The 6,443-nt window shown below is 36.9% G+C and carries 5 protein-coding genes; 3 read left to right on the plus strand and 2 right to left on the minus strand.

Annotation, left to right across the window (positions count from 1 at the left end; translation table 11 throughout):
• Positions 1–126 precede the first annotated feature (126 nt).
• Both HMPREF9402_RS12335 and splB read left to right on the plus strand, forming a co-directional pair.
• The gene (locus tag HMPREF9402_RS12335; protein ID WP_009607513.1) at positions 127–1,275 is read left to right on the plus strand and encodes an AI-2E family transporter; all 1,149 of its coding nucleotides are present in this window, start codon (positions 127–129) and stop codon (positions 1,273–1,275) included.
• Positions 1,276–1,402: 127 nt separating this feature from the next.
• A complete protein-coding gene (gene splB, locus HMPREF9402_RS12340; protein ID WP_006785019.1) occupies positions 1,403–2,422 on the plus strand; it encodes a spore photoproduct lyase in 1,020 nt (339 codons plus the stop codon).
• A gap of 35 nt (positions 2,423–2,457) precedes the next feature.
• Here the strand turns inward: splB and HMPREF9402_RS14630 are convergent, their stop codons facing one another.
• A complete protein-coding gene (locus tag HMPREF9402_RS14630; RefSeq protein WP_006785018.1) occupies positions 2,458–2,625 on the minus strand; it encodes a hypothetical protein in 168 nt (55 codons plus the stop codon).
• Positions 2,626–2,734: 109 nt separating this feature from the next.
• The gene (locus tag HMPREF9402_RS12345) at positions 2,735–3,790 is read right to left on the minus strand and encodes an LCP family protein (RefSeq protein ID WP_006785017.1); all 1,056 of its coding nucleotides are present in this window, start codon (positions 3,788–3,790) and stop codon (positions 2,735–2,737) included.
• Positions 3,791–4,012: 222 nt separating this feature from the next.
• Between HMPREF9402_RS12345 and HMPREF9402_RS12350 the strand changes: the two genes are divergently transcribed.
• Positions 4,013–6,418, plus strand: coding sequence for a DUF3656 domain-containing U32 family peptidase (locus tag HMPREF9402_RS12350; protein WP_006785016.1), 2,406 nt, complete (start codon positions 4,013–4,015; stop codon positions 6,416–6,418).
• The last annotated feature ends 25 nt before the right edge of the window (positions 6,419–6,443 follow it).

Consider the following 6,443-nt stretch of genomic DNA (forward strand, 5'->3'; position numbering starts at 1 on the left):
CTATTGGATTCTTTTTTGTTATCACTAAAGTAAATTGGATGAAATAAAAAGACAATTTAGATTTTATTTATCTTCGATTAAATGGTAAAATTGGTTTAATATTTTACGTTAGAAAAGAGGAATCACATGTTTGCACATCTAAAAAACAATAAAAAACTCCTATACAGCATCATGGCCTTTACCGTTGGATTAGCTTTGATTCTTGCCTTCAATCTCATTCAAAATCTTCAATTGATTATCGCAGCTATCAAAGAATTCATGGCTGTCATCACCCCTGTTATCATTGCATTTGCGATTGCCTACATCTTATGGAAACCAACCGTATTCGTCGAAAAAAATCTCCAAAAAATGACTAAAAAACTTATGAAAAGGGACCTTTCATCAGGTGCTTCACGAGGAATCAGTCTTTTAATTGTTGTCTCTCTCGTTGTAATGCTAATTTTATTATTATTTAATACGATTATTCCGCCTATTATCACCAACCTAAAACTACTAGTCGACTCAATTCCAGCTCTGCATCAGACCTTCAACAAATATATAGATGACATTAGTCCATATATTCAATCTTTTATAACAGAAGAACAAATTAATGAAATCACACGTGCCATTACCAACTTATTAAGCTATATCGCAACCCAAATCCTTCAATTTGGAACCGGCATGATTACAAATATGACAGGATTTATTATTAGTGTCTTAACAACCATTATCCTATCCATTTACTTCCTTAAAGATAAAGAAACACTAACAAGATCAGTCTACAAAGCCGGACAAACCTTACTCACACCAAATGGACTCAAAAGAAGCCAACAATTCCTAAAAGATTTAGATGCCGTCTTTGGTGGCTTCTTAATTGCCCAGCTTATTGCTGCCATTTTGGCAGGGATCCTCTCATCCCTTATTTTAATTGCCATCGGTCATCCCTTTGCACTACTCGTTGGACTCGTTACCGGTGTTGCTAACGTTATTCCCTATGTTGGACCAATACTTGGTGCCGTACTAGGAGGTCTTCTTGGGCTCTTCTCAAGCCTTAAGATGGCCATATTATCTCTCGTCTTACTAACTATCTACCAACAACTTGATGCCAACGTCATCCAACCTAAACTTCTAAGCAATAGCGTTGGACTCAACCCAGTCTGGGTTCTTATCGCCATCTTAATAGGTGGACACTATCTTGGAATGCTTGGAATGATCGTTTCGATTCCATCAGCCGCCCTTTTTCAAATTTATATGACACGTCGCTATAACCGCCTAAAAGCGGCCAATCGAATCTAAAAAAAGAGGATGTATCCCTAATGGATACATCTTTTTTATTAAATTGATAAAAACAAGCATCTTCCAACTAAAAAAACAAATACTTTACAAAAATCGATAAATACTAAGCATTAGGAGGTGAAGTATCTTGTTTATTCCAAAAAAAGTTTACATCGAAAAAGAAGCATTAGACTATAAACTAGGAAAAGAATTGCAAAGACAGTTCTTAGAACATGGAGTTCCAGTTGAAATATTAGAAAATAATCGGGTCAATTTTTTAAGGGGGAAAACTCCACAAGAAAAATACGAAACCGGAAAACGAGTTCTCGTCGTTGGTGTCAGACGAACACTCGAATTCCAATCATGTAAACCATCTGCTCACTATCAACTTCCACTCGTTACCGGATGCATTGGAAAATGTGAGTACTGCTATTTAAATACTAATCTAAAAGATAAGCCATTTACTCGTATTTATGTCAATGAAGAAGATATTCTCAAAAAAGCTAAACGCTATATCCAAACTGGGAAGTTTAACCCAACTATTTTTGAAGGATCTGCAACCTCAGACCCTGTTCCAGTCGAACCTTATACCCATGCTTTAGAAAGAGCCATCGAATTCTTTGCCAAAGAACCAAATGCCAGATTCCGATTCGTCACCAAATTTACCGACATCGATAACTTGCTCTTCCTAAAACATAATGGCCACACCGAAATGAGATTCTCAATTAACACGGATACGGTAATCGAAAGCTTTGAACACTCTACACCGCGTGCAAAACAAAGAATTGAAGCTGCTAGAAAAGCCATTAAAGCCGGATATCCAGTCGGTTTCTTAATCGCACCCGTTTTTATCTATCCGCACTGGAAAGAAGACTACTTAATGCTCATCAAGATGCTAAAAGACTATCTCCCAAAAGAAGAACTAAAAACCCCCATCACTTTTGAAATCATCTCCCATCGCTACACCCCAACAGCCAAAAACCACATCATGCAAATTTTTGAAGAAACGAAACTACCAATGGATGATGAAAAAAGAACCTATAAATACGGACAATTTGGATATGGAAAATACGTCTATTCAAAAGAAACCATGGCTGAAATCAAAGAACTCTTCGAATTCGGACTTAGCCATCTAGAAATTCCTTACGAAATCAAATACATCATTTAACAATAAAAGAGACTATCTCGCTTGAGTAGTCTCTTTTACTTATTTACTTTACCTTGAATGAAATTCATCTTGAACGCTTCATCTACATAATCACTTGACTTGTGATGAGTCGCTTCCTTCGTCACGCCGACCCATTTCATATATGCCCATTGAACGAGTAGGAGAGGGATTGCAACCATTGAAATCGCCAGAAGAAAATACATAGAAATTCCTCCTTCATCATTTGGCTTAAAGATATTATAGTATGATTATCTTCCAGCGTATATTCAAAAGATTCGACAAAAAAAGCGATCTCATAAGAGACCGCCACTTTTATTTGATACCCGTATTATTAATAATTTTCTGATTATAAGTTGCAACCGTACTAGATGGTTGATAGTCAGACATTTCATAGACAATATCATGCCATTCAATAACATTGTCGCTTAATGTACGAGGAACTAAATAATAAAGACCATCATTTAAAATTCCACCATAACTTAACTCCGTACTTGGAAGTTGTAATTGTTCAACATCTGTAACGCCACTCATTAAGAATTGAGTTCCAAGAGAAATAATCTCATTTGTTGTTAAATTTGTTTGAATATATGGTAAGAAATCATCCACTAAACCGAGTAGTTTAACTTTATTATAACTCATTAACTTTTGCATCGTTAACGTAATGACATGTCGTTGACGCTCCATACGTTCATAATCTCCGTTACCCACCTTACGGATACGCATATACGCAACAGCTTGACGACCATTTAATGTCTGCACTCCAGTTCCATCAATTAAGTCTGCTGGCTCACCACTAACTTCAACATTCATTTCTGCAATGACACGATTTAATTCAGTCAACTCATAATCTTGGATATCAACCTCAATCCCGCCTAATTTATTGATAATATGCTCAACGGCATTAAAGTTAACCGTCACATACTTTTGAATATCTAGGTCAAAGTTTTGATTAATCGCCTGAACAGCAAGAGTTGCCCCACCATAAGCATAAGCATGTGTTAATTTTTCAAAACCATGTTGTTCATTAATATAAGCATAAGTATCGCGAACTAATGATGTAATATAAGCTTTATTTGTTTTGTTATTAAAGGATAAAACCATCATCGCATCCGAACGCGTATTTTCATAAGCATCCTCGCGTGAATCCACCCCAAATAATGCGATATTAGTTACCCCAGAACCTTTTTTGTTACTTAAAACCTCTTCAGAAATTGTTAAGTCATTTAGTTGTTGACGATCAAGCTTCGATAACATAAAATGTGCCCCGACATAACCGGCCCCAGCTAAAATTAATAATACTAATACCATTATAAGAAAGCTTTTTAAACAACCGTACTTCTTAGCACGAGCATCTTTTGCCTTACCCATTTTCTTCACCTAGTTTCTATAGTTTATATAAGTAGTCTCAGAATAACTACATAATTTTATAATAGACGACAGTAGAATACAATTAATAGTATATTAATTTTTACAAAATTTATATAAGTAAATCCTAACTTTAACTAAAAATCTATTAACAGGTCATTGGTAACTAAAACTGAATTATGTTACAATGAATGAAAATAAAAGTTGAAAAATGGAGCGGATCATATGTCTACAATTGAATTATTAGCACCAGTGGGTCACCGCGAAGGATTACTAGCCGCCGTTTCAAATGGTGCAGATGCCATCTATGTGGGAGGATCTGCATTTGGCGCGAGGAAAGAAGCAGCCTTTTCAAACGAAGAACTAATTGAAACAATCAAATACAGTCACCTACATGGTGTCAAAGTTTACGTTACTGTGAATACGACAATTTTTGATGCAGAACTCGAAGCCTTACAAGAATATATTCACTTTTTATACCTAAACGACGTTGATGCGATCATCGTTCAAGATATCGGAGTCGCTCATCTAGTCAAAGAACTATATCCAGACTTCGAATTACACTTCAGTACCCAAATGACACTTCATAATACAAAAGGAGTAGAATTTGCAAAATCATTCGGAGCAGACCGAGTTGTCGTTGCCCGTGAAAATACACTAGAAGAAATCAAAGCGATGAAACAAGCCGTTGATATCGATTTAGAAGTCTTCGTACACGGTGCCCTTTGTGTTTGTTACTCAGGACAATGTTTAATGAGTAGTATGATAGGAGCACGCAGTGGAAATCGTGGTGCCTGTGCCCAAACATGTCGTCTGCCATACGAACTAGTAGACCTTAAAAGTGGTGAAACACTGGATTCAAACGTTGGAGACTTCATCTTAAGCCCACGCGATTTAAAAACAGTTGACCATATTGGAGAACTAATTGAAGCGGGAGTAACCTCATTTAAAATTGAAGGTCGCCTCAAAAAGCCAGAATATGTTGCAACAGTTGTCAAAGCCTACCGAGAGGCGATTGACCAATACCTAGAAAACAAAAAAGTCAAACTATCAAAACAAACCCATGCCGACATGGACCAAATCTTCAGTCGCGGATTCACAAAAGGATTCCTGTTTGGTGAAAAAGGTCTCAACTGGATGAGTGCTGACCGTCCAAACCATAAAGGAATCAAAATTGGAGAAGTGGCAAACGTCAAAGGAAAACGCGTAACCCTCAAACTCACGTCAGCCTTAGAAGTAGGAGATGGACTACGATTCGTCGGACAAAAAGATCAAGGACTTCAAGTACAAAAAATGTTTGTTAAAGGCCAAGACGTCAAACTTGCCAATCCAGGTCTCGTTGATTTAGACTGCCCATTCCCTGTAACTAAAGGCATGCCAGTCTACAAAACGACATCCGTTTCCCTAGCAAAACGTGTGGAAGTCACTGAGAAAACAGTTCCTAAAATCGACATCTATGGAGAAGTTAGTGCTAAACTTGGAGAACCACTGCGTATCATGGTTTGGGATGACGCTTCAAACATGGTAACCGTTGAAACGGAAGAACTTTTCGAAGCTGCAAGTAACACCCCGCTTTCAAAAGAACGACTCAAACAACAGCTTGAAAAAACAGGTAGCACGCCATTTAAGTTTGGTTACTTGAGCGTGAATATGGATGAATCTGTGACCATGCCGATTTCTGTGATTAATAAAATCCGTCGCGAGGTGCTTGGGCAACTAGAATTAAAACGTAGTCGCCACTTTGAAACACGTGAAAAAACACACGTCACTCTCACGAATCCACAACCTGCAAAACATTCAGAAACGACAACACTTAGCGTTAGTGTAAGAAACCTAAAACAGTTAAAAACAATCCTTGAACGCCAAGACATCGAAACCATTTATTATAAAGAAATTAAAACATTAAAAAAGGCAGTGGAATTAGCACAACAATACAATAAAACCATCATTCCGCAACTTCCACGCATCATTAACGATGAAGAAATTAAAGAAACAGTTGAGATTCTGGAATCATTACCATTACAAACCGTTATGTTAGGTGAATACGGAATGCTAGAGGCACTAAAGGATTCAGGATACAACCTAATGAGTGATTTTGCTTTCAATAATAATAATGTGCAAAGTATCGAAGCTTTAAAACAATTGGGAATCACTCAAACGACTTTATCTTATGAAATCAACCAAAAACAAATACGTACACTGTTAAAATACGCCTCTTTACCAGTAGAAGCAATAGTCTTTGCACGAATTCCGATGATGATTACTAAACATTGTCCTGTGAAGCTTTTAAACCAGCCAAACCAAGAATTCTGTCGCTTATGTCTAACCACACCATTTGGGCTACGCGATCGCAAAAACAAAATTCTTCCACTGCTTCGCACAGGAAACTGTATCACAGAAATTTTTAATTCACAGCACTTAATCCTCATCGAATTCTTACAAGAGCTTCAAAAAATGGGAGTCTCTAAATTCCGTTTAGAATTCACAAATGAAACAGAAGCAGAAATGCATCAGGCGATTACTGCTTATCAAACAGCCTTACAAACAAAGAATATTGATGTTGACTGGCTAGAACAGTATAAACAAACACAAGATTATACAAAAGGACACTACCATCGAGGAGTAGAATAATATACAAAAAAACAGCATGATTTTT

This window comes from Turicibacter sp. HGF1 (genome assembly GCF_000191865.1).
Classification (GTDB): Bacteria; Bacillota_I; Bacilli_A; order MOL361; family Turicibacteraceae; genus Turicibacter; species Turicibacter sanguinis.